Annotated in this window: 21 protein-coding genes and 1 tRNA gene; 13 read left to right on the plus strand and 9 right to left on the minus strand. The window is 69.2% G+C overall.

Annotated features, from left to right (window positions below; translation table 11 throughout):
* Positions 1-29: 29 nt before the first annotated feature.
* The gene (gene queG, locus I4U41_RS02105) at positions 30-1,100 is read left to right on the plus strand and encodes a tRNA epoxyqueuosine(34) reductase QueG (protein WP_206860371.1); all 1,071 of its coding nucleotides are present in this window, start codon (positions 30-32) and stop codon (positions 1,098-1,100) included.
* Between the two features lie 110 nt (positions 1,101-1,210).
* Here queG and pgi read toward each other — a convergent pair whose 3' ends face one another.
* The 6 genes from pgi to pcnB all read right to left on the minus strand — a co-directional run bounded on the left by pgi (position 1,211) and on the right by pcnB (position 6,966).
* Entirely contained in the window at positions 1,211-2,725 is a 1,515-nt protein-coding gene (gene pgi, locus I4U41_RS02110) for a glucose-6-phosphate isomerase (RefSeq protein ID WP_206859348.1), read from the minus strand.
* A gap of 8 nt (positions 2,726-2,733) precedes the next feature.
* Positions 2,734-3,114 (minus strand): aspartate 1-decarboxylase, encoded by a 381-nt coding sequence (panD, locus tag I4U41_RS02115; protein ID WP_206859352.1) that lies wholly within the window; start codon positions 3,112-3,114, stop codon positions 2,734-2,736.
* A gap of 146 nt (positions 3,115-3,260) precedes the next feature.
* Positions 3,261-4,109: a pantoate--beta-alanine ligase gene (gene panC / locus I4U41_RS02120; protein ID WP_206859353.1), complete on the minus strand. Its 849-nt coding sequence runs from the start codon at positions 4,107-4,109 to the stop codon at positions 3,261-3,263.
* Positions 4,110-4,254: 145 nt separating this feature from the next.
* Complete coding sequence (gene panB / locus I4U41_RS02125; RefSeq protein ID WP_206859354.1) at positions 4,255-5,073, minus strand: 3-methyl-2-oxobutanoate hydroxymethyltransferase; 819 nt, start codon at positions 5,071-5,073, stop codon at positions 4,255-4,257.
* Positions 5,074-5,097: 24 nt separating this feature from the next.
* Positions 5,098-5,628 (minus strand): 2-amino-4-hydroxy-6-hydroxymethyldihydropteridine diphosphokinase, encoded by a 531-nt coding sequence (folK, locus tag I4U41_RS02130; protein WP_206859355.1) that lies wholly within the window; start codon positions 5,626-5,628, stop codon positions 5,098-5,100.
* Between the two features lie 9 nt (positions 5,629-5,637).
* Positions 5,638-6,966 carry a polynucleotide adenylyltransferase PcnB gene (gene pcnB / locus I4U41_RS02135; RefSeq protein ID WP_206859356.1) on the minus strand — a complete coding sequence of 443 codons (1,329 nt, stop codon included), beginning with the start codon at positions 6,964-6,966 and terminating at the stop codon, positions 5,638-5,640.
* A 114-nt stretch (positions 6,967-7,080) separates the two neighbouring features.
* Here pcnB and I4U41_RS02140 point away from each other — a divergent pair.
* Positions 7,081-7,156, plus strand: a tRNA-Glu gene (locus I4U41_RS02140).
* Positions 7,157-7,305: 149 nt separating this feature from the next.
* Entirely contained in the window at positions 7,306-7,629 is a 324-nt protein-coding gene (gene fdxA / locus I4U41_RS02145; RefSeq protein WP_206859357.1) for a ferredoxin FdxA, read from the plus strand.
* A gap of 168 nt (positions 7,630-7,797) precedes the next feature.
* Here fdxA and I4U41_RS02150 read toward each other — a convergent pair whose 3' ends face one another.
* Together I4U41_RS02150 and dapA are read right to left on the minus strand one after the other, a co-directional pair.
* On the minus strand, positions 7,798-8,298 hold the full coding sequence (locus I4U41_RS02150; protein WP_206859358.1) for a hypothetical protein: 501 nt from the start codon (positions 8,296-8,298) through the stop codon (positions 7,798-7,800).
* 18 nt (positions 8,299-8,316) lie between these two features.
* The gene (dapA, locus tag I4U41_RS02155) at positions 8,317-9,222 is read right to left on the minus strand and encodes a 4-hydroxy-tetrahydrodipicolinate synthase (protein WP_206859360.1); all 906 of its coding nucleotides are present in this window, start codon (positions 9,220-9,222) and stop codon (positions 8,317-8,319) included.
* 225 nt (positions 9,223-9,447) lie between these two features.
* Between dapA and I4U41_RS02160 the strand changes: the two genes are divergently transcribed.
* The 7 genes from I4U41_RS02160 (at position 9,448) to I4U41_RS02190 (ending at position 17,169) form a co-directional block, all read left to right on the plus strand.
* On the plus strand, positions 9,448-10,008 hold the full coding sequence (locus I4U41_RS02160) for a glycine cleavage system transcriptional repressor (protein ID WP_206859362.1): 561 nt from the start codon (positions 9,448-9,450) through the stop codon (positions 10,006-10,008).
* Positions 10,009-10,037: 29 nt separating this feature from the next.
* Positions 10,038-10,520, plus strand: coding sequence for a peroxiredoxin (locus I4U41_RS02165; protein WP_206859363.1), 483 nt, complete (start codon positions 10,038-10,040; stop codon positions 10,518-10,520).
* 160 nt (positions 10,521-10,680) lie between these two features.
* Complete coding sequence (locus I4U41_RS02170; RefSeq protein WP_206859365.1) at positions 10,681-12,078, plus strand: PhoH family protein; 1,398 nt, start codon at positions 10,681-10,683, stop codon at positions 12,076-12,078.
* A gap of 795 nt (positions 12,079-12,873) precedes the next feature.
* Positions 12,874-13,554 (plus strand): YoaK family protein, encoded by a 681-nt coding sequence (locus I4U41_RS02175; RefSeq protein ID WP_206859366.1) that lies wholly within the window; start codon positions 12,874-12,876, stop codon positions 13,552-13,554.
* A complete protein-coding gene (gene thiD, locus I4U41_RS02180) occupies positions 13,551-14,372 on the plus strand; it encodes a bifunctional hydroxymethylpyrimidine kinase/phosphomethylpyrimidine kinase (RefSeq protein ID WP_206859368.1) in 822 nt (273 codons plus the stop codon). The genes I4U41_RS02175 and thiD overlap by 4 nt, the downstream gene beginning before the upstream one ends.
* Complete coding sequence (locus I4U41_RS02185; RefSeq protein WP_206859370.1) at positions 14,365-15,222, plus strand: alpha/beta hydrolase family protein; 858 nt, start codon at positions 14,365-14,367, stop codon at positions 15,220-15,222. The genes thiD and I4U41_RS02185 overlap by 8 nt, the downstream gene beginning before the upstream one ends.
* Before the next feature lie 153 nt (positions 15,223-15,375).
* Positions 15,376-17,169 (plus strand): sulfatase-like hydrolase/transferase, encoded by a 1,794-nt coding sequence (locus I4U41_RS02190; RefSeq protein WP_206859372.1) that lies wholly within the window; start codon positions 15,376-15,378, stop codon positions 17,167-17,169.
* A 191-nt stretch (positions 17,170-17,360) separates the two neighbouring features.
* Here the strand turns inward: I4U41_RS02190 and galE are convergent, their stop codons facing one another.
* Positions 17,361-18,449: a UDP-glucose 4-epimerase GalE gene (gene galE / locus I4U41_RS02195; protein ID WP_206859373.1), complete on the minus strand. Its 1,089-nt coding sequence runs from the start codon at positions 18,447-18,449 to the stop codon at positions 17,361-17,363.
* A gap of 262 nt (positions 18,450-18,711) precedes the next feature.
* Between galE and I4U41_RS02200 the strand changes: the two genes are divergently transcribed.
* Genes I4U41_RS02200 through I4U41_RS02210 form a run of 3 tightly spaced genes read left to right on the plus strand, consistent with a single transcriptional unit; the run spans position 18,712 to position 21,739 of the window.
* Complete coding sequence (locus I4U41_RS02200) at positions 18,712-19,350, plus strand: XrtA/PEP-CTERM system exopolysaccharide export protein (RefSeq protein WP_242524968.1); 639 nt, start codon at positions 18,712-18,714, stop codon at positions 19,348-19,350.
* Positions 19,351-19,355: 5 nt separating this feature from the next.
* Positions 19,356-20,960 carry an XrtA system polysaccharide chain length determinant gene (locus I4U41_RS02205; protein ID WP_242524969.1) on the plus strand — a complete coding sequence of 535 codons (1,605 nt, stop codon included), beginning with the start codon at positions 19,356-19,358 and terminating at the stop codon, positions 20,958-20,960.
* Positions 20,957-21,739, plus strand: coding sequence for a P-loop NTPase family protein (locus I4U41_RS02210; protein WP_206859374.1), 783 nt, complete (start codon positions 20,957-20,959; stop codon positions 21,737-21,739). Before I4U41_RS02205 ends, I4U41_RS02210 begins: the two co-directional genes overlap by 4 nt.
* The last annotated feature ends 8 nt before the right edge of the window (positions 21,740-21,747 follow it).

The following is a 21,747-nucleotide window of genomic DNA, read 5'->3' on the forward strand; positions in this document are numbered from 1 at the left end:
CCGTGAATCCCGCCGCTTCGCCCCCGTCCCTGCCCGCCCCCGCGCCCGATTACGGCGTGCTGGCTGCGCGCGTGCGCGAACTGGCTCGCGAGTTCGGCTTCCAGCGCTGCGGCATCGCCGGCGTCGAACTCGGCGAGGACGAAGCGCACCTGCGCGACTGGCTCGCACAGGGGCTGTACGGTTCGATGGACTGGATGGCGCGCCATGGCGAACTGCGCGCGCGTCCGCACGAACTGCATCCGGGTACGGTGCGCGTGATCTCGGTCGGCCTCGATTACGGGCGCGACACCGATGAAGCCTGGGCCACGCTCGACGACGCCGAACGCGCGTACGTCGCGCGTTACGCGCTGGGCCGCGATTACCACAAGCTCATGCGCCAGCGCCTGCAACGTCTCGCCGACCGTATCGCCGAGGTCGTCGGTCCGTTCGGCCATCGCGTGTTCGTCGATTCGGCACCGGTGCTGGAGCGCGCGCTCGCGCGCAACGCGGGACTTGGCTGGATCGGCAAGCACACCTGCCTGATCGACAAGGACGGCGGTTCGTTCTTCTTCCTCGGCGAGATCTACGTCGACCTGCCGCTGCCGATCGACGCGCCCGCGAGCGCGCACTGCGGCACGTGCCGGCGCTGCATCGACATATGCCCGACGCAGGCGATCGTCGCGCCGTACCGGCTGGATGCGCGGCGCTGCATCGCGTATCTCACGATCGAGCACGAAGGCACGATTCCCGAAGACCTGCGCGCGCCGATCGGCAACCGCATCTTCGGTTGCGACGACTGCCAGCTGGCGTGCCCCTGGAACAAGTTCGCCCGACGCACGGACGAGCCGGATTTCCGCGTACGCAACGACCTGGACAAGGCGACGCTGGTGGATCTGTTCGCGTGGAGCGAGGAGGAGTTCCTGCAACGCACGGAGGGTACGGCGATCCGTCGCAGCGGGCATGAACGGTGGTTGCGGAATATCGCCGTCGCGCTGGGGAATGCACCCTCGACGCCGGAGGTGATCGGCGCGCTGCGTGGGCGATGGACGTCCGCGAGCCCGATGGTGCGCGAGCACATCGAGTGGGCGCTGCGGCGGCATGGGGTGGGTCCGGCGAGCTGACGCCGCGCTTGTGTAGCCCGGGTAAGCGAAGCGCACCCGGGGACTTTGGCGCATGACCCGGGTGCGCTGCGCTTACCCGGGCTACAAGAACCTTGCTACGAATGCGTCCGCTATCGGCCGCGCAGCTGTTCCAGCAACGCGCGCGTCACCGGATCGTCCGCCTGCGCCTGACCTTCCAGCGCCGGCAGCAGCCGGTTCGCGACCTGCTTGCCCAGCTCCACGCCGAACTGGTCGAAGGCGTTGATGCCCCACACCAGCGACTGCAGGTACACGCTGTGTTCGTACAGCGCGAGCAGCGCGCCGAAGCTGTGCGGCGTCAGTGCGTCGAGCAGGATCGTCGTCGTCGGGCGACCGCCGGCGTACGCGCGGTGCGGGTCGTCGCTCGCCTGGCCGTTCGCGAACGCTTCGGTCTGCGCGAGCAGGTTGGCCTGCAGCGCGCGATGGTTCTGCGGATACGGCGCATCGGCGCGGATCACACCGATGAAGTCCGCAGGCACGATCGACGTGCCCTGGTGCAGCGCCTGGAAGAAGCTGTGCTGCGTGTCGGTGCCGGCGCCGCCCCACCATACCGGCACGGTTTCCACGCCGACCGGCGTGCCGTCGGTGCGCGTGGACTTGCCGAGGCTTTCCATCACCAACTGCTGCAGGTAGTTCGACAGCAGCTTCAGGCGTTCGTCGTACGGCAGCACGGCCTGCGTCGAATAGCCCAGGCCGTTGCGGTTCCACACGCCGGTCAGCGCGTGCCAGAACGCAAGGTTCGATTCGGCCGGCGTGCGCAGGACGTGCGCGTCCATTTCGGCGGCGCCCGCGAGCATCTGCTCGAAGGCGTCCATGCCGATCGCCAGCGCGATCGGTAAACCCACCGCCGACCACAGCGAATAACGGCCGCCGACCCAGTCCCACATCGGCAGGATGCGTTCGGCGGGAATCGAGAACGTCTGCGCCGCACGCTCGACGTTCGCCGACACGGCGTACAGCCGCTCCGTGCCGCCGAGCCAGTCGCGCAGGATCGCGCCGTTGAGCAGCGTTTCCTGCGTGCCGAAGGTCTTGGAAATCAGCACCGCGGCGGTGCGCGCGGGATCGAGCCCGGCCAGCACGCGCTGCGCCGCATGGCCGTCGACGTTGCTGAGGAAATGCACGCGCAGGCGGCCGGGCTTCGCGCCGCCCAATGCATCCACGGCCAGGCGCGGACCGAGATCGGAACCGCCGATGCCGACGCTGACAACGTCGGTGATGCCGCTGCTGGAAAGCGATTCGACCAGCGCGCGCATCCGCGTGCGCGCTTCGAGCGCCTGCGCGTGGGCCGCCTTTGCGACGGGCGCGTCCGACAGGTCGCTGCGCAGCGACGTGTGCAGCACGCTGCGGCCTTCGGTGAGGTTGATCTTCTCGCCGTCGAACAGCGCCTTCAGTCGCGCGGGGGCATCGACCGACTGCGCGAGTGCGAACAACGCGGCGAGCGCGTCGCGGTCGTAATGCTGGCGGGCGAAGTTGGCGTAGATCGGGCCGACGCGCAGCGCGAACTCCTGCGCGCGCGCCGGATCGCCGGCGATCAGCTTCGCAAGCGGGGTCTGGACGACGCGCCCGGCCTGGGCGCGGAGCTGGCTCAGACGGGCGGCGGCATCCATGGGCGGGGTCAGGCCGCCTGGGCCGGCATCGAACGGTTCGTGTGCGTCAGCGCGTTGTCGCGGTCGACGTACACCAGCGTCGGCTTGTACTTGGCCGCTTCGGCCTCGTCGCACACGCCGTAGGCGCAGATGATCACGAGGTCCCCGGGCTGCGCGCAGTGCGCGGCGGCGCCGTTCACCGAGATCACGCCGCTGCCCTCTTCGCCGCGGATGGCGTAGGTGACGAAGCGCTGGCCGTTGTTCACGTTGTAGATGTGGATCTGCTCGTATTCGCGGATGCCGGAGATGTCGAGCAGGCGGCCGTCGATCGCGCACGAGCCTTCGTAATGCAGCTCGGCGTGGGTCACCGTGGCGCGGTGGATCTTGGCCTTGAGGATGTTCAGTTGCATGGGGTTCGGCTCCGGCCGCAGCGCTCGGGCGCCGGGCGTGCAAGGGATTTGGGCAAGTCTAGCAGCGCATGGCGCGGTGCAACATCATCCGGCCTTCGCGATTGGCGCCGGCGCTGGAACGCTCCGGATCACCGCGGCGCGCCCGTTCAGACCGTGAACTCGAGGTTGTCGATCAGGCGGGTCCGGCCGAGCCGGGCCGCGATCAGCGCGACCATGGAACCGGTTTCACCGGCCGCCGGTTCGGTCAGGTCGGGCCGGCGAACGACGGCGTAATCCGGGACGAACCCGGCGGCGGCCAGGCGCTCGTCCGCCTGCGTCTCCACCGCCTCGCGGGGCTGGCCATCGCGCAGCGCCTGCGCCATCGCCGCGAGGCAGCGGCTGATCTCCGCCGCCTGCGCGCGTTCCCCGGCGGACAGGTACTGGTTGCGCGAACTCATCGCCAGCCCGTTCGCCTCGCGCACGATGTCGGCGCCGACCACCTCGATCGGAAACGCCAGGTCGCGCACCATGTAACGCACGACGGCGAGCTGCTGGTAGTCCTTGCGACCGAACACCGCCACGTCCGGCTGCACCTGGTTGAACAGCCGCGAAACCACGGTGGCCACGCCATCGAAATGGCCCGGCCGGTGCGCGCCTTCCAGCGTGCTGGTGACGCCGGGCACCTGCACGCGCACGGTCGCTTCCACGCCGTACGGGTACATGGTTTCCACCGACGGCAGCCACATCGCATCGCAACCGGCCGCGTCCAGTCCGTCCGCATCGGCCTGCGGCGTGCGCGGATAGCGCGCGAAATCCTCGTTCGGCCCGAACTGCGTCGGATTGACGAACACGCTGGCGACCACGCGGTCGGCGAGTTCGCGCGCGCGCTTCACCAGCGAGAAATGCCCGGCGTGCAGGTTGCCCATGGTGGGAACGAAGGCGATGCGCAGGCCATCGCGCTTCCAGCCGCGCACGCGTTCGCGCAGCGGGTCGAGGTCGGTGAAGGTTTCGATCATGTCGGAGTGTTCTGGACGCGGATTACACGGAAGGAGCACGGATCACACGGGCAAGGCGAAGCGATACGCGGAACGGGACGATGAATCGCTGTGCGACCGCCCCGCCTTCATCCGCTTCTATCGGCTTGTCCGCCCAATCCTGCGGTCAGGCGTACGAATGCCCGGCATCCGGGAACGAGCCGTCCCGCACCGCCTGCGCATACGCGGCGAAGGCGCCTGCGATCGAACCGCCTTCGGCAAGGAAATCCTTCACGAAGCGCGGACGGCGATGGCCGGAGTTCACGCCGAGCAGGTCGTGCAGCACCAGCACCTGGCCATCGCACTGCGGACCGGCGCCGATGCCGATGGTGGGAATGTCGAGATCGCCGGTGATCGCCGCGGCGACCGGCGTCGGCACGCATTCGAGCACCAGCAGCGTCGCGCCCGCCTCCTGCACGGCGCGCGCGTCTTCGCGCAGGCGCCTGGCGGCAGCCTCGTCGCGCCCCTGCACCTTGTAGCCGCCCAGGCGCAGCACCGACTGTGGCGTCAGGCCGAGATGCGCGCAGACGGGAATCTCGCGATCGACCAGGAAGCGGATCACGTCCAGCTTGTGCGCGGCGCCTTCCAGCTTGACCATCGTCGCACCCGCCTGGAGCAGCCGGACGGATGCCTCCAGCGCGCGTTCCGGCGTGGCGTCCGCGCCGAACGGCAGGTCGGCGATCAGCAGCGCCTTGCCGAGTCCGCGAGCGACGCAGGCGGTGTGATAGGCGACATCGGCCACCGTCACCGGCAGCGTGCTGTCGTGGCCCTGCACCACCATGCCCAGCGAGTCGCCGATCAGCACCAGGTCGATACCGGCGTCATCCATCGTGCGGGCGAACCCGGCGTCGTAGCAGGTCAGCATGACCAGCTTGCGGCCGTCGCGCTTGGCCTGCGCGAGCGCGGGCACGGTCCAGGGCTTTTCGTTCGGCGTTCCGCTGTACATGGGGATGTGCGCTGGCGCGAACGCTCAGGCGGAGTCGAGGGGGTCCGCATACGTTACCCCCTCGACCTGCGCCGGTGCCATCCTCGACAGCGCCTGTGCGGCGGTGCCGACGCCGGGGATGCACGCGTCCGGCGCGATTTCGGCCAGCGGCACCAGCACGAAGGCGCGCTCGTGCAGGCGCGGGTGCGGGACGTGCAGGCCGGGTTCGTCGATGCGCGTCTCGCCGTAGAGCAGCAGGTCGAGGTCGAGCGTGCGCGGGCCCCAGCGATCGCTGCCATCGGCCAGGCGCTGGCGGCCGGCATGGCGCTCGATCTCCAGCAGGTCCTCCAGCAACCGGCGCGGCGCGCGGCGGGTGTGCAGCATCGCGACGGCGTTGATGAAGTCCGGCTGTTCGGTCACGCCCCAGGCGGGCGTGCGATACAGCTTCGAGGCACGCACGAGGCGAGTGTCAGGCAGCGCGTCGAGCGCCCGCAGCGCCGCTCTCAGCGTGGCGACGCTGTCGCCGAGGTTGCTGCCCAGGCCGATGAAGGCCGGGCACGGGAGCGCTTCGTTCATTCGCCAGGGTTATTCGCCGCCGTTCGCGGTCTTGCGGCGACGGCGACGGCGCTTGCGCGGCGCGTCGCCTTCTTCGGTCGACTCGGATTCGCGATGCGCGTCGAGCTGCGCGGCCAGCGCGTCGCCCGGATTGGTCTGCGCCTCGCGCCAGAACGCGACGTCCTCGGCGTGCTCGTCGGATGCGGCCAGCCGCAGGTTGAGGAAGTCGAACGCCGCGCGGAACCGCGGATGCGCGAGCGTGCGGAACACGCGCTTGCGCTGGCGCTGCGAGAACCGCGACTGCAGCAGCCAGATTTCCTGCATCGGCAGCGAGAAACGGCGCGGCAGCGCGATGGTTTCCAACTGGTGCACGGTGACGCGGTCGGCCGCGCGACGCTGCGCCTCGGCGGCGTGCACGCCCTGCGCCTGCAGCGAGATCAGGGCGCGGCAGTACGCCGGCCACAGCAGCAGCGCGAACAGGAACGCCGGCGACACCGGCTCGTCGTTCGCCACGCGCGCATCGGTGCCCCGCAGGCCGGCCAGCAGCATGCGACGCAGCGCGCCGCTGCGGTTGGACTTCAACGCGGCGGCGGTTTCCGGCAACAGCGCCGGCAGCAGGCCGTGGCGCTCCAGCCCCAGGAAACTCTTCACCGCATGGCCGGAGAGGAACAGCTTCAGGCATTCCTCGAACAACCGTGCCGGCGCCGCCTCGCGCAGCAGCGGCGCCAGTTGCGGGATGGGCCTGGCGGTCGCGTCCTCGATCTCGAAATCCAGCTTCGCCGCCAGCCGCACCGCGCGCAGCATGCGCACTGGGTCTTCGCGGTAGCGCGTCTCCGGATCGCCGATCAGGCGCATCAGCCGGTTGCGCACGTCGTCGAAACCGCCGGTGTAGTCGCGCACCGAGAAGTCCTCGATCGCGTAATACAGCGCGTTGGCGGTGAAGTCGCGGCGGATCGCGTCCTCCTCGATCGTGCCGTACACGTTGTCGCGCAGCACGCGCCCGCCTTCGTGCAGCTCGCGGTCGCCGCTGCCGTCGTCGCTGTTGGCGCGGAACGTCGCCACTTCGATGATCTCGCGGCCGTAGACCACGTGCGCCAGGCGGAAGCGGCGGCCGATCAGGCGGCAGTTGCGGAACAGGCCCTTGACCTCTTCCGGCGTGGCGTTGGTGGCGACGTCGAAGTCCTTCGGGTGGCCGCCGATGAGCAGGTCGCGCACGGCGCCGCCGACCAGGTAGGCGTCGAAACCGCCTTCCCGCAGCCGGTAGAGCACGCGCAGGGCGTTGGGGCTGATGTCGCGGCGCGAGACGTTGTGCTGGTCGCGCGGGATGATCTGCAATTGGGGTCGGATGTCGGGTTGCATCAGGCGGGCGCGCCGCGGGTCCTTGGAAAGTAGGCCGTTGCCGCCGGCAACAGCGCCGCATATACTAGCAAGCCGCGTTGTGTTGAGAGCCTGCGCGGGGTTCACCGCTCCAAAGCTCCCATCGTCTAGAGGCCTAGGACACCGCCCTCTCAAGGCAGTAACACGGGTTCGAATCCCGTTGGGAGTACCAATTCCGAAGCCCGCGCAGCGATGCGCGGGCTTTTTCTTTGCCCCACCGGGCCCATCCGCCAAGGACGGGTTGGGGCCCGCGCCGGCGAATCGCTAAACTAGCGCGATGCGGCGCGCCCGTTCGCGCGCCATCTTCACGGAACCGTCGTCATGCCCTTCGTCGTCACCGAGAACTGCATCAAGTGCAAGTACACCGACTGCGTGGAGGTGTGCCCGGTCGACTGTTTCCACGAGGGCCCGAACTTCCTGGTGATCGATCCGGACGAGTGCATCGACTGCACCCTGTGCGAGCCGGAATGCCCGATCAACGCGATCTACCCCGAGGACGATGTGCCCGCCGGCCAGGAGGTCTACGTCGCGCTCAATGCCGAGCTGTCGAAGGCCTGGCCGGTGATCACCACGCGCAAGGACCCGCTGCCGGACGCCAAGGAGTGGGAAGGCAAGCCGGGGAAGCTGGATCTGCTGGAGCGCTGAGGCGCCGTGCTCTTGTAGCCCGGTAAGCGAAGCGCACCCGGGGATAGCGCGGCAGCCATCGTTCGACCCGGGTGCGCTTCGCTTACCCGGGCTACCAAGGCAGCAACGTCGCAAACGAAAACGGGCGCCATCCGGCGCCCGTTTCGCGTTTCATGGCTGACGCGCCGCTTACTGCGCGCCGAGCGCCGTGCGCAGCGTGTCGATGAGCTTCTTCGGCGCCGCGCCCGTGGCCGGCAGGCCGCGCGGATCGACGGCGGTCACGTACGCACCGGTGTCGGCGCCGGCGACGCGCACGAGGAAGTTGGCCCCCTCGTAGCTGACGTCGTACACGCCCAGCGCTTCCGCCCGGCTGGTGATGGTCACGCCCTGCACCGCGGCCAGCGCTTCGCCGACCTTGGCGAAGGCGTCCTCGCGGTTGGTCGCCATGCCGAAGCCGCCCGAGGCCTGGCCGGACTCCACCGCCTGGCGGGCGGCGGCCGAAGGCACGTTCACGGCGGTGTCGGTGCGCGGCAGGTCCAGGTCCGGCGGGACTTCGAGCGGGCGCGTTTCCGGGCTCTGCGCGTAGAGGTCGCTGCCCTTGCGGAACCAGCTGCAGCCGGAGCCGAGCGCGACGCCCGCCAGCAACAGGCCGGCCACGGCGGCGCGGGACATCGAAACGTTAGGACGCATGTAGGTCTCCTGCAGGGTTCAGGCCACGAGCGATTCGCGGCATTCCAGTTCGAGTTCGGCCACCAGCGCGGCGATGGCCGCGGCGGTGCCGGCATGTGCGGCCGAGAGCGGCAGCAGCGGCAGGCGCAGCCCATGGCCGATGCCCTGTCGCGCCAGCAGCGCCTTGACGGGGATCGGGTTGGGCTCGACGCCGAGGAAGTCGTAGGTCGTCTGCAGGCGCGCATCCAGTGCGAGCGCGGCATCGCGCTGGCCGGCACGCGCCAGGTCGGCGAGCCTGCGGAACGCATGCGGCACCACGTTCGAAGCCACCGAGATGACGCCGTCGGCGCCGGCGAACATCGCGCGGCACGCGGTCGGATCGTCGCCGCTGAGGACCGCGAAATCCTCGCTGCGCAGCGCCAGCAGCGCGGCCATGCGCTCGGGTTCGCTGCGCGCTTCCTTGATGCCGACGATGCGCGCATGCGCGACGAGTTCGGCCACGGTTTCCGGCAGCAGGTCGCCGCCGGTGCGGCCGGGCACGTTGTACAGGACGACCGGCAGCGCGCCGTCGTCGGCGATGGCGCGGTAGTGCGCGACCAGGCCGGCCTGGGTCGGGCGCACGTACGGCGGCGTCACCACCAGCGCGGCATCGGCGCCGAGCGCGGCGACGCGACGGGTGAGTTCGATCGTCTTGGCGGTGTTCGAAAGGCCGGTGCCGGCCAGGACCGGAATGCGTCCGCCCACGCGCTCCACCGCGGTGCGCAGCAGCGTGTCGTATTCGGCGTCGTACAGCGCCGCCGCCTCGCCGGTCGAGCCGGCCACGACGATGGCCTGGGTGCCGGCCGCGAGCTGCGCGTCGAGCAGCCGGTTCCATGCGTCGAGATCGATTTCGCCGGCCGCGGTGAAAGGCGTGGCCAGCGCGGTGATGCTGCCGGAAAGTCGCAAGGTCGAAGGTCCGAGGCCGCGTTTGCTGGGAAGTCCGCGCCGGTGCGCGCGGGGGTTGGTCGAAGCGTCGGAGCGGGCGTTCGAACGATGTCGAACGCGCGCGCAGCGCCTTGAGATGTTACTTGCGGCCCGAAAGCGCGGGCAAGTATGCTCCCCGCCAAGCACGGGCCCCTCACGGGCCACCATTCAGTATCCGAGCCCAGGCTCACCAGGACAGGCGCCGCCTTGACCGATTCCGCATCCCGGCCGTCGCCGAACGAAAACCACCTCCTGATCAACGCCTACACGACGCATCCGGAGTCGCCGCTGCTTTCGGTGACGCGCCGCATCGCCGATTCGGGCTGCAATCTGGTGGACGCGCGCCTGGCCACCGTCGGCCGCGACGTGTCGGTGACCACGCTCGCCGTGGGTTCGTGGGACGCGGTCGCCAAGCTGGAAGCCATGCTCACGCGCCTGGAGCGCGAGGAAGGCCTCAAGCTGGTGTGGTACCGCACCGGCGCCAAGCAGGTGCAGTCGAACCTGCTGCCGTACGTGGTGGAAGTGGTCGCCGCCGACAAGCCGGGCATCCTGTTCCAGCTGGCCGATTTCTTCGACCGCCAGGGCATCACCATCGAAAGCCTGCATTCCTCGCGTTACCGCGCGATGCAGACCGGCGCGGAGATGTTCTCCGCGCAGATCACCATCGGCGTGCCCTCGAGCATGCACATCGCCGCGCTGCGCGACGATTTCCTCGAATTCTGCGACCACCTCAACCTCGACGCGATCATGGACCCGATGAAGTTCTGATCGCCCCGCGATACGAACTGCACACGACGATGCTCGATACCGGCGACGCAATCCCGAAGAACGTTTCCACCCTGCCCCTGGCGCTGTCCAGCGGCGAAACCGCGCAACTGAAGGATTTCGCAGGCGGCTGGCTGGTGCTGTACTTCTACCCGAAGGACAGCACGCCCGGCTGCACCACCGAAGGCATCGACTTCAACGCGCTGCTGTCGAAGTTCAGGAAGCTGGGCGCCACCGTGCTGGGCGTGTCGCGCGACTCGATCAAGTCGCACCAGAACTTCTGCGCCAAGCAGGGTTTCAAGTTCGACCTCGTCAGCGACGGCGACGAAGCGCTGTGCAACGCCTTCGGCGTGATCAAGCCGAAGAAGCTGTACGGCCGCGAGTACGTCGGCGTCGAGCGCAGCACCTTCCTGATCGATCCCAAGGGCGTCATCGCCCAGTCATGGCGCCCGGTGAAAGTGCCCGGCCATGCGCAGGCCGTGCTCGATTCGCTCAAGGAACACGCAACGCAGTGATCCCCGCCGCCCGCCCGCAACGCCGCCGTCCCGCACCGCGGGCCACGGCGGCGTCGCCGTGCGCGCGCGGTAGCGCAGTCAGGTTTCCCGTCCCGCGAAGCAGTACACCACACGGCAACACCCCGTTCTCCAGGCAGTCCCACCCGCATCGGAGCAGTCGATGACCAGAAGCAAGCGGATCTACGTGCTAGACACCAACGTCCTCATGCACGACCCGACCGCGCTGTTCAAATTCGAGGAACACGATGTCTACCTGCCCATGCAGGTCATCGAAGAACTCGACAACGCCAAGAAAGGCACCTCCGAAGCCAGTCGCAACGCGCGCCAGGTCAGCCGCTTCCTCAACGAGCTGATCGAGGCCGCCGGCACCGACAAGATCGCCGAAGGCATCCCGCTCAACCGCCCGCAGGGCCTGCAGCTGCGCGGCGCGCAGAGCATCGGCCGGCTGCGGTTCCAGACGCGCGACTTCGATTCGGGCAAGCGCTTCGGCGCGGTGATCCCGGACAACCACATCCTGGGTTCCATCCTGGCGCTGAAGGAAGCCGAACCCGGCGTGCCGGTGGTGTTCATTTCCAAGGACGTGAACCTGCGCATCAAGGCGTCCATCGCCGGCATCGTGTCGGAGGATTACGAGAACGACCGCGCGCTCGACGACTTCAGCCTGCTCTACACCGGCGCCACCGCGCTGCCGGAGGATTTCTGGCAGCGTTACGGCAAGGACCTCAAGTCGTGGACCGAGAAGGGCCGCACGTTCTACGAGATCCGCCGCAAGGACGAGGACGACTTCCACCCCAACCAGTTCCTCTTCCTGCCCGGCGACGAGGAATCCGAACTCAAGGTCGCGCGCGTCGACGACGAGAAGGCGGTGCTGCAGATCGTCGACGACTACCGCCATCACCAGCACGCCGTGTGGGGCATCGCCGCGCGCAACCGCGAACAGAATTTCGCGCTCAACGCGCTGATGGACCCGGAGATCGACTTCGTCACCCTGCTCGGCACCGCCGGCACCGGCAAGACCCTGCTCGCGCTGGCCGCGGGCCTGGCGCAGACGATGGACCAGCAGCGTTACCGCGAGATCATCATGACCCGCGCGACGGTGAGCGTCGGCGAGGACATCGGCTTCCTGCCCGGCACGGAAGAGGAAAAGATGACGCCGTGGATGGGCGCGCTGACCGACAACCTGGAAGTGCTCACGCACAATCAGGACGGCGGCAGTTGGGGCCGCGCGGCGACCAACGACCTGCTCGCCAGCCGCATCAAGATCCGCTCGCTGAACTTCATGCGTGGCCGCACGTTCCTGAGCCGCTGGCTGATCCTGGACGAAGCACAGAACCTCACGCCCAAGCAGATGAAGACGCTGATCACGCGCGCCGGCCCGGGCACGAAGATCGTGTGCCTGGGCAACGTCGAGCAGATCGACACGCCGTACCTGACCGAAACCACGTCGGGCCTGACCTACGCGGTGGACCGCTTCAAGAACTGGGAGCACAGCGCGCACGTGACGCTGCGCCGCGGCGAGCGGTCGCGGTTGGCGGATTATGCGTCGGAGGTTCTGTAGGGCTTTGGGTGTTTGCAGGAAACCGTGCCGCTCCTGTAACCCGGGTAAGCGAAGCGCACCTGGGGCCTGTCGCGCTTGAACCACGCGCATCGTGTGCCATTTCACCCCTCTCCAACCCTCCCCTGCATTCGCCGGGGAGGGAGTTCCAGCTCCTCTCCCTCCGGGAGAGGGTTGGGGTGGGAGGGTCGGGACGTGCGGCAACGCCCGCGCTCGCGATGTGCGCTTTCGAAGCGCTTCTGTAGCCCGGGTAAGCGGAGCGCACCCGGGGCCTGTCACGCTCGAACCAGGCGCACCGTTTGCCACTTCACCCCTCCCCAACCCTCCCCTGCATTCGCCGGGGAGGGAGTTCTGAGCCCCTCGACCTCCGGGAGTGAGGGGCGGTGCTTTTAGCCCCTCTCCCTGCGGGAGAGGGATTGGGTGAGGGGCGGGGCGTGCGGTAACGCCGGCGCTCGCGATGTGTGCTTTCGAAGTCACGACGAAGCCCAACAGCAAATGGGTTCCAGCTTTCGCTGGAATGACGGTGAGCTTGGGAACCGTCAATGGAGTGCCCAAACGTCACGAGCCTGGATCCCGGCCTTCGCCGGGATGACGGTGCATTTTTTTGGGAAACGACCTTGGCGTTGGGAACGCCGGCGCTTCGACCACAACGACAACGACAATGCCCCACGGGGCGACGCCGATCCCCACAGCGCACTGAAAAACCCCCCCCAGCACCCCGCGCCCATCAACGCCGCCGCAACACGGCACAATGACGCAATCCTCCAACCGCAATCCTCCAACGGGACACGCGCACCCATGATCACCCGCCTCCCCACCTGGGTCTGGCTCGGCGCCGCCACGCTCGCGATGGTCGCGGGGATGGTGAATGTGGTGGGTTACCTCGGTTTCGAACACCAGGCGGTGACGCACCTCACCGGCACGACCACGCTGCTCGGCGCGGCGATCGCGCATGGCGATGCGCGCGCGAGCGGCCACCTGGTGCTCGTGGTGATGTCGTTCGTCGGCGGCGCGGTGCTCAGCGGGTTCATCATCCAGGACAGCACGTTGCGCCTGGGCCGGCGCTACGGCGTGGCGCTCTCCATCGAAGCGGCGCTGCTGGTCGCGGCGGTGCCGCTGTTCGAACGCCAGCAGATCGCCGGCGCCGCGCTCGCCGCGATGGCCTGCGGCCTGCAGAACGCGATGACCGCGACCTACAGCGGCACGCTCGTGCGCACCTCGCACCTCACCGGCATGTTCACCGACCTGGGCGTGTTCCTCGGCCATCGCCTGCGCGGCGTGCCGGCCGAACCGCGCCGGCTCTGGCTGTGCCTGGCGATCGTCGGCGGCTTCCTGCTCGGCGGCGTGGTCGGCGCGTCGCTGTTCCCGCACCTGGCCTACCGCACGCTGTACGTGCCGGCCGCGATCACCGGCGTCACCGGCGTCGCCTACGTCGCCTATCGCCTGCACCGCGGTCCGGCAGGCACACTGTCGCCATGAACGACGCGACTCTCCCGTCCTGCGCCCTCACCATCGCCGGTTCGGATTCCGGCGGCGGCGCCGGCATCCAGGCCGACCTGAAAACCTTCGCCGCGCATCGCGTGCACGGCCTCAGCGCGCTCGCCGCGCTCACCGCGCAGCACACCCGCGCCGTCACCGCGGTGCACGTGCCGGACGTCGCCTTCCTGCGCGCGCAGATCGACGCCTGCTTCGACGATTTCGACATCGGTGCGGTGAAGCTCGGCATGCTCGCCAACGCCGAGGTGATCCACGCCGTCGCCGACGCGCTCTCGCACCATCGTCCCGCGCACGTCGTGCTCGATCCGGTGATGGTGTCCACCTCCGGCGCGCGCCTGCTCGAATCCAGCGCGCTGGACGCGTTGCGCACGCGCCTGCTGCCGATGGCGACGCTGGTCACGCCGAACCTGCCCGAAGCCGAACTGCTGATCGGCGAACGCATCGAGGACCTCGATGCGATGCACGGCGCGATCGACGCCCTGCGCGCCCTTGGCGTGCGCGCGGTGCTGCTCAAGGGCGGCCATCTTCCGGTGGAAGCCTCGCGCGAGGACGTGGTGGACCTGTTCGCCGACGGCGACGTCGTGCATCCGATGTCGCACACGCGATTGCAGATCGACGCGCACGGCACCGGCTGCACGCTCGCGTCCGCGGTCGCCGCGAACCTGTGCCTCGGCCGCGACCTGCGCGAGGCCAGCACCGCCGCCACCGACTACGTGCACGCCGCGCTGCGCCGTGGTTATCGACCCGGTCGCGGCGACGTGCTCGTGCTCGACCACTTCGGAGCCGCACCGCATGGATGACGCCTCGCCGCCGCAGGACCTCCGCGCGCTCGAACCCGAGGCGACGGCCGATGACGGCCATCGCTTCAAACCGATCGCGCGCATCCCGCAAGCGCCGCGTGCCAGCCTGCTCTGGCTGCCGGCCATGGGCATCGGCGCGAAGCATTACGTGCCCTTCGCCGAAGCGCTGGCACGACGCGGCATCGCGGTGTTCGTGCACGAATGGCGCGGCGGCGGCTCCAGCAGCGTGCGTGCGGACCGCCAGACCGGCTGGGGTTATCGCGAACTGCTCACGCTCGACCTCCCCGCCAGCGAAGCGCTGGTCGCCGCGCACGCCCCCGACGTGCCGCGCATCCTCGGCGGCCACAGCCTGGGTGGGCAACTGGCGTGCTGCCGGCTCGCCCTTTCGCCGGAAAGCGCGCAACGCCTGTGGCTGGTCGGCAGCGGCGCGCCGTACTGGCGCGCGTTCCCGATGAAGACCGCGTGGTGGCTGCCGTTCGTGTACCGGTTCCTCGCGTGGCTCGCCGATTTCCACGGCGCCCTGCCCGGCCGCCGCATCGGTTTCGGCGGACAGGAAGCGCGCGGCGTGATCCGCGACTGGAGCCTCACCGGCCTGTCCGGCCGCTATGCCGCGCGCGGCGTGGACGTCGACCTGGAATCGGCGATGGCCGCCCTCACCCTCGACGCGCACGCGGTGGTGCTCGCGCGCGACTGGCTCGGGCCGGAATCCTCGCTGCGTTTCCTGCTGTCGAAACTGCGCCGCGCGACGACGCGCATCGACGTGCTCGACGCCGCCGCGCTGGGCGCGCGCGCCGATCACTACGCCTGGATGAAGCAGCCCTACGCGGTGGTCGACGCGCTGCTGCGCTGACCGCCCGATCCGCGCGGCGACCGTTCCCGCCGCCCGCCTGCGTTACCCGCAATGAGGCCGCTCCCTCGCCGAGGGGAGTGGGCCGGAACCCGGCCGCGCGCCGGGCATACACGCGGTTCCGCCGCAAGGCGGCGCAACGGGGGGCGAGATCGCATGGGCGGATGGGTTTCCAGGGCACCGGCTGCATGGATCGCGGTGAAGCTCGTGCTGATCGGCACCTATCTGCTGGGCACCAACCGCCTGCTCGCCGAGCGCGTGGCCCACATCGGGCTGCAACCCGGCCTGGCGGTGTTCGCCGCGGTCTGGCTGTTGTGCATCGTCACCATGCTGGTACTCGCGTTCCACGCGCGCACGCCCGCGCGCGTCGTGTGGAGCGCGGTCTTCTTCCTCGGCAGCAGTTTCACCCTCGCCCACGCGCTGATCGTGTCGCGCCACCTGGGCCTGATCGAGTTCGAACAGCTCCTCGGCCTGGTCGGTTTCGCCGGGAACCTGAAGGGTTTCCACGACGCGCAGATCCTGCAGGCGGTCGCGTGGTCCGCGCTCGGGGTCATCGCGATCAACCTGCCGCCGTGGCTCGCGCCGCCGGATTCGCCATCGCTGCTGCGCTGGCCGCAACGCAATCCGGGGCTGCTGCAACTGCTGCCGGTGGTGGCGATCGGCGTGCTTCTCTACCTGCGCGGCGGCGAAGGCTCCAACGGGTTTCCGGGGCAATACAACACCGCCGCGTTCGCCGGCGTGCTCGGCGCGGAAAAACTGCTCGCGCCGCCCGCGCCCGAACGCGAGGACATCGCGCTGGCGCACCTGGGCCAACGGCCGTTCCGCCACATCGTGCTGGTGATGGACGAAAGCGTGCGCGGCGATTACGTCGACCTCAACGTCGAGGACGGCGTGGAAACCGGCCTGCGTCCGCTCGGAAGCGCGTTGGCGAACTTCGGCGTCGCGGCGTCCACGGCGAACTGCTCGTCCACCTCGAACGCGAGCGTGCGCTACGGCGTCACGCGCGAGCGGTACCTGAAGGACCTGCAGGTCAATCCGTCCTTCTGGCGCTACGCCGCGCGTGCGGGCTACCGCACGATCTACATCGACGCGCAGCGCCACGACGGCAAGCTGCAGAACTTCATGGACCGGCGCGAGGTCGGCGAGATCGACGAGTTCGTGCAGGTCGGCACGGCGTTCGCGCCGGACGCGAAGGACATCGAGGCCGGGCGCCTGCTCAACCGCGTGCTGCTGCGCGACCGCCCCAGCTTCACCTACGTCAACAAGATGGGCTGCCACTTCCCGTACGAAGGCAAGTATCCGGCCGCGAACACGCTGTATTCGCCGACGTTGTCGCGCGCGTTCGTGTCGAAGGAGGCCGACGACGGTTCCGGCTATCGACAGGCCGAGAACGCCGAGCAGCGCTGGCGCCAGGTCAACAGCTACCGCAACTGCCTGGCCTGGAACACGCGCGGCTTCTTCCGCGAAGCGCTCGCGAACGTGGACCTCGCCGACACGCTGATCCTCTACACCGCCGACCACGGCCAGAATTTCCACGAGGACGGCAGCCCCGGCGAGCAGACGCATTGCACGATCGGCCCCGCCTCGCCGAGCGAAGGCCGCGTGCCGCTGGCGGCGATCACGCGCAACGCCGAGCTCTCGCCGCTGCTGCGCGACGCCGCGCGACGCAACCACGACCGCGCCAGCGCGTTCAACGTCTATCCCACGCTGCTCGCGTCGATGGGTTATGCCCCACCCTCCGCCGAAAGCCGCTTCGAAGCGGGCCTGTTCGACGCGCTGCCGGACCACGGCAACCGCTTCCTCTCCACCTACTTCGTGCGCTTCGGCCGCGAACCGGTGTGGAATTCGATCGGCCAGGGCGGCCAACTCCGCGACGGATTGCAGCAGGCGCTGGCGGACGACCGCCGGCGCGCGGAGCTGGATGCGAGCACGGCGAGCGGTGCGCCGTAACGCGCGGCCTCGCTTCCGCTCCTTATCCGAGGCCTCCGCTTTTCAGACGACGTCCGCGCGCAGGCCGGGACCCAACGCTCCGGGCCATCGCGTTTTCCGGAGAGCGTGATCCGCCCGACAGTGGGATTCCCGCCTTCGCGGGAATGACGGCGTCTTCGACGATGCCCGCACCGCGGAGCGACGCAGGCCGTTCACACCACATCCACCGCCCGGGACCCGCCAATCCGCGCACGCCGTCCACGCGACGACGCGGGCTCGCGCCGCGCGACCGTCCGATACCCTTCCGGATTCATCGCCTGCCAGCGCCACGCATCGCGGCACATCGCATCCACGTCGAACTGCGCGCGCCATCCGAACAACGCGTGCGCGAGCGACGGATCGGCGTAGACGGACGCGGCATCGCCCGCGCGACGCCCGACGATCTCGTAGGCGATGCGCCGTCCGCTCGCGCGTTCGAACGCATGCACCAGTTCCAGCACGCTCACGCCGCGTCCGGTGCCGAGGTTGACGGTCACGCTGGCATCGGCTCGCACCATGTACTCCAGCGCGTCCACGTGCGCGCGCGCCAGGTCCACCACGTGGATGTAGTCGCGCACGCCGGTCCCGTCCACGGTCGGATAATCGCCGCCGAACACGCGCAGCTTCTCGCGCGCGCCCACCGCGACCTGGCAGATGTAGGGCATCAGGTTGGTCGGCTCGCCGCAGGGGTCCTCGCCGATCAGGCCCGACGCATGCGCGCCGACCGGATTGAAATAGCGCAGGTTCGCGGCGCGGAATTCGGGATCGGCCGTGCACAGATCGCCGATCAGCTGCTCGGCCACCAACTTCGTGCGGCCGTACGGATTCATCACCGACAGCCCCGCGTCCTCGCGCACCGGCACGCGCTCCGGCTCGCCGTAGACCGTCGCGGACGAACTGAACACCAGCCGTCGCACGCCCGCTCCGCGCATCGCCTGCAGCAGGACGATGGTGCCGCTGATGTTGTTGTCGAAGTAGTCCAGCGGCCGGCGGCAGGAATCGCCCACCGCCTTGAGCGCCGCGAAGTGCAGCACGGCGTCGAAGCGGTACGTCGCGAACAGCGCCGTCATCGCCGCGCGGTCGCGCAGGTCCGCGCGGTGCACGGGAATCGGCACGCCGGCGAGCCGGCGCAGTCGCGGGATCACGCGCGGCGACGAGTTCACGCCACTGTCGGCGATCACCACGGAATGACCGCGCTCGATCAGGCCCAGGCAGGTGTGGCTGCCGATGTAACCGGCGCCTCCGCAGACGAGGATTCGCATGAGGATCCCGATGTGTCGGGCGACTTCCGGACAAGTCGGCCCTTGCAAGTCGAAGCAGGGCCGCCGCGACACGCGGCCGCCCTGCACGCTCCGCCGCGAACGACGGCTCCCCGGACACCGGTCGTCCGGCGTCCTGACCCTTCCAACGCAAAGCGCCGCTCGCTCCGGCAAGGATCCGGCAAGCGTGTTCGCCGCACGCGCAGGTGGCCGGAAATCCGCCCCCGCGCCGTTCGCTCATGTCGAATGCAAGGGGGTTTTGCGTATGCGCACGTTCAGTACCCGCACGATCGGCACCTTCGTCGCCGTCCTCGCCACGATGCTCTTCCTTTCCGCCTGCGCGTCTTCGGGCGGCAGCGCCAACGCACCGCCGCCGGCGGAATCGGAAAACCTGGTCGACGCCTACCAGATCGGCATCGACGACATCGTGCAGGTGTCGGTGTGGCGCAATCCGGAGCTGGGCATCACCGTTCCGGTGCGTCCGGACGGCAGGATTTCCGTCCCGCTGGTCGGCGACGTCGCCGCAGGCGGACGCACGCCGAACGCGGTGGCGAAGGAAATCCAGGAACGCCTCGCCGTGTTCGTGCGCGATCCGCAGGTCGCGGTGATCCTCACCGACCTTCGCAGCCACGAATACCTCTCGCGCGTGCGCGTCACCGGCGCGGTGCGCCAGCCGATCTCCATTCCCTTCCGCCAGGGCATGACCGTGCTCGACGCCGTGCTCGCCGCCGGCGGCGTCACCGAGTTCGCCGCGCCCGCGAAGTCCGACCTGTATCGCAAAACCGGCGACAGCACGCGCAGCTATGCGGTGCGGCTGGACCACATCCTGGAAGACGGCGACCTGACGACCAACTTCAAGGTCGCGCCGGGCGATGTCATCACCGTTCCGGAACGCACGCTGTGAACGGCATGTCGACGGAACTCACGGTCCCGGAGACCCGTCCCTCCGCGATCGCGGCGATGGTGCCGGTGGCGTTCGAGGAATGGCGCCGCCGCCCGGTGCTGCTGGCGACGGTGTTCACGCTGATCGCACTGGGCGCGCTCGTCTTCGGGATGCTGCTGCCGAAGAAATACAACTCGCAGACGACGATCCTGGTCGAGGAAAGCAACATCATCAAGCCGCTGATGGAAGGCCGCGCCGTGCCGACCAGCGTGGTGAGCCGCGCGGCGATCACGCGCGAGGTCGCCTTCAGTCGCAGGACGATGGACGAGATCCTCAAGACCGGCGGCTGGATGAAATCCAATCCGACGCCGGTGCAGCAGGACCAGCTGATCGAGGTGATCACCGGCCGCACGATCATCTCCAACCCGCGCGACAACCTGATCCGCGTGTCGTACACGGACACCGACCCGGCGCGCGCGCACGCCGTCACCAAGCGCTTCGCCGAACTGATCATCGAGCAGAGCCTGGCGACCAAGGAACGCGAGAGCCGCGACGCGTACGACTTCATCGACTCGCAGGTGCGCGCCTACCACAAGAAGCTCACCGACGCCGAATCCAAGCTGGAGGCGTATCGCAAGTCCAATCCGGACGCGCGCCCGGGCATCGACGGCGACGTGAACTCGCGCATCGCCGAGTTGCGCCGCATGGTCGACACCTCGCGCATGGAGCTGATGGACCTGGAATCGCAGGGCAACGCGCTGCAGGGCCAGCTCAACGGCGAGAACGAGGTGAACGTGGTGCAGACGCGCTCGGGCCAGCTGCTCGCGCGCATGGCCGAGCTGGAATCCGAGCACGACCGCCTGCTGATGAACTACACCGAGCAGCATCCGGACGTGGTCCGCGTGGCGCACCAGATCCGCGACCTGGAAGAGGAAGTGCGCCGCGAGGACGCGCGCCAGGCCGCGCGCAAGAGCGCACCGCCCTCGCCCGGCGCGGCGAACGACACCAGCACCGGCGGCACCGCGCTGGGCGGCGTGGCTTCGTTCAATCCGCTGTACGGCGAACTCAAGAGCAAGCTCGCCGAGAACCGCCGCCAGGCCGCCGCGGTGACCTCGCGCATCAACACCAGCCAGGCGCTGCTCGACCAGGAACTGGCCCGCAGCCGCCACATCGCCGCATCGGAAAGCACGATGGCCGAGCTGTCGCGCGATTACGAAGTCAACCGCGATCTCTACCAGGACCTGCTCAAGCGCCGCGAGAACGCGCGCGTGTCGATGAGCCTGGATTCCGAGCAGCGCGGCCTGAGTTTCCGCATCCAGGAACCGGCGACGTATCCGCTGCGCGGCGTCGGCCTGCGCCTGGTGCACGTGGCGGGCGCCGGCCTCGGCGCCGCCGCGCTGGCGCCGCTGGTGCTGCTGTTCGGCTTCGTGCGGCTCGATCCGCGCGTGCGTTCGCCCTACCAGGTCGAAACCGCATCGGCGTTGCCGGTGCTCGGCACGGTGCCGCGTTACCGCACCGTGACCTCGCGCCGCATGGCGATGCGCCGCTTCGTGATCGCCGCGATGATTTTCCTGGTGGTGCCGCTCGTTTACGGCCTGACCCTCATCCTCAAGATGGTGACCCTGCAATGAGCGCCGCTCCTTCCGAAGCCGTACTGGACACCACGGACGACCGCGCCACCGGAAGCGCCGCGACCGATCGCGAGGACGCGCCCGAACGCGACCTGCGTCCGACCATCCCGCGCAGCGCCGGCGTTGCCGCGCTCACGCCCTCGCAGCTGGAGGACCGCGCGATCATCCATCGCGGCGGCGTGTCGAGGCCGGAGGTCGATGCGTTCCGCGAACTGCGCACGCGCCTGCTTTCCGCGGTCGAAGGCAGCTTCGTCGCGCTGGTGGCGCCGGTGAGCAGCGGCAGCGGCGGCAGTTTCGTAGCGCGCAACCTCGCCACGGCGATGGCCTTCGACGAAACCAGGAGCGCGCTGCTGGTCGACTGCGACCTGCGCCATCCCTCGCAGCAGCGCACGATGAAGATCGACGCCGACAACGGCGGGCTCGTGGAATACCTCGAGAACGCCGATGCGGATCTGTCCGACGTGATCTACGAAACCGGCGTCACCGGGCTTCGCCTGATTCCCGCCGGCACCACGCGCGAGATCGGCGCGGAGTACTTCTCGTCCGTGCGCATGCGGCTTCTGCTGGATTCGATCCGCAGCCGGCACCCGAACTGCTACGTGTTCCTCGACGGGCCGCCGGTGCGCGGCACGCCGGACGCACGCATCCTGGCCGACATCGCCGACGTGGTGATCCTCGTCGCCGGATACGGGCGCGATACGGCGTCGACGATCGCGCAGGCCGCGGCGAACTTCGATCCGGCCAAGTTCGCCGGCGTGGTGTTCAACGAAGGCGTTTGAACGACGCA

This window comes from Lysobacter changpingensis (assembly GCF_017308985.1).
Classification (GTDB): Bacteria; Pseudomonadota; Gammaproteobacteria; order Xanthomonadales; family Xanthomonadaceae; genus Lysobacter_J; species Lysobacter_J changpingensis.

Excerpts from the sequence above, each read along its gene's own strand:
- pgi (WP_206859348.1), bottom strand. The coding sequence starts at position 2,725 with ATGGATGCCGCCGCCCGTCTGAGCCAGCTCCGCGCCCAGGCCGGGCGC.
- panD (WP_206859352.1), bottom strand. The coding sequence starts at position 3,114 with ATGCAACTGAACATCCTCAAGGCCAAGATCCACCGCGCCACGGTGACC.
- panC (WP_206859353.1), bottom strand. The coding sequence starts at position 4,109 with ATGATCGAAACCTTCACCGACCTCGACCCGCTGCGCGAACGCGTGCGC.
- panB (WP_206859354.1), bottom strand. The coding sequence starts at position 5,073 with ATGTACAGCGGAACGCCGAACGAAAAGCCCTGGACCGTGCCCGCGCTC.
- folK (WP_206859355.1), bottom strand. The coding sequence starts at position 5,628 with ATGAACGAAGCGCTCCCGTGCCCGGCCTTCATCGGCCTGGGCAGCAAC.
- pcnB (WP_206859356.1), bottom strand. The coding sequence starts at position 6,966 with ATGCAACCCGACATCCGACCCCAATTGCAGATCATCCCGCGCGACCAG.
- fdxA (WP_206859357.1), top strand. The coding sequence starts at position 7,306 with ATGCCCTTCGTCGTCACCGAGAACTGCATCAAGTGCAAGTACACCGAC.
- I4U41_RS02150 (WP_206859358.1), bottom strand. The coding sequence starts at position 8,298 with ATGCGTCCTAACGTTTCGATGTCCCGCGCCGCCGTGGCCGGCCTGTTG.
- I4U41_RS02165 (WP_206859363.1), top strand. The coding sequence starts at position 10,038 with ATGCTCGATACCGGCGACGCAATCCCGAAGAACGTTTCCACCCTGCCC.
- I4U41_RS02170 (WP_206859365.1), top strand. The coding sequence starts at position 10,681 with ATGACCAGAAGCAAGCGGATCTACGTGCTAGACACCAACGTCCTCATG.
- I4U41_RS02175 (WP_206859366.1), top strand. The coding sequence starts at position 12,874 with ATGATCACCCGCCTCCCCACCTGGGTCTGGCTCGGCGCCGCCACGCTC.
- thiD (WP_206859368.1), top strand. The coding sequence starts at position 13,551 with ATGAACGACGCGACTCTCCCGTCCTGCGCCCTCACCATCGCCGGTTCG.
- I4U41_RS02185 (WP_206859370.1), top strand. The coding sequence starts at position 14,365 with ATGGATGACGCCTCGCCGCCGCAGGACCTCCGCGCGCTCGAACCCGAG.
- I4U41_RS02190 (WP_206859372.1), top strand. The coding sequence starts at position 15,376 with ATGGGCGGATGGGTTTCCAGGGCACCGGCTGCATGGATCGCGGTGAAG.
- galE (WP_206859373.1), bottom strand. The coding sequence starts at position 18,449 with ATGCGAATCCTCGTCTGCGGAGGCGCCGGTTACATCGGCAGCCACACC.
- I4U41_RS02200 (WP_242524968.1), top strand. The coding sequence starts at position 18,712 with ATGCGCACGTTCAGTACCCGCACGATCGGCACCTTCGTCGCCGTCCTC.
- I4U41_RS02205 (WP_242524969.1), top strand. The coding sequence starts at position 19,356 with ATGTCGACGGAACTCACGGTCCCGGAGACCCGTCCCTCCGCGATCGCG.
- I4U41_RS02210 (WP_206859374.1), top strand. The coding sequence starts at position 20,957 with ATGAGCGCCGCTCCTTCCGAAGCCGTACTGGACACCACGGACGACCGC.